This is a genomic window from Rothia endophytica (genome assembly GCF_928381505.1).
GTDB lineage: Bacteria > Actinomycetota > Actinomycetes > Actinomycetales > Micrococcaceae > Rothia > Rothia endophytica_A.
This window is the reverse complement of the sequence record NZ_CAKMSJ010000041.1, coordinates 1-265: the sequence shown is the minus strand read 5'-3', so window position 1 is coordinate 265 and position 265 is coordinate 1. Positions and strand designations below refer to the sequence as shown.

Genomic DNA, 265 nt, shown 5'->3' with positions numbered 1-265 from the left:
CTTGCTGTTCTTCTACGGCAAGGTGCTGTGCACGGATCTGCCCTGGCTTCAGGAGATCGGAAGACCTCGGCCGTCGCGGCGCTTGCCGGTGGTGCTGACCCCGGATGAAGTGGTTCGCATCCTCGGTTTTCTGGAAGGCGAGCATCGTTTGTTCGCCCAGCTTCTGTATGGAACGGGCATGCGGATCAGTGAGGGTTTGCAACTGCGGGTCAAGGATCTGGATTTCGATCACGGCACGATCATCGTGCGGGAGGGCAAGGGCTCC

Annotated in this window: 1 pseudogene; it reads left to right on the top strand. The window is 60.0% G+C overall.

The window, feature by feature from the left end:
• Positions 1–265: pseudogene (gene intI1 / locus L6990_RS11850) on the top strand (class 1 integron integrase IntI1); the annotation flags it as partial.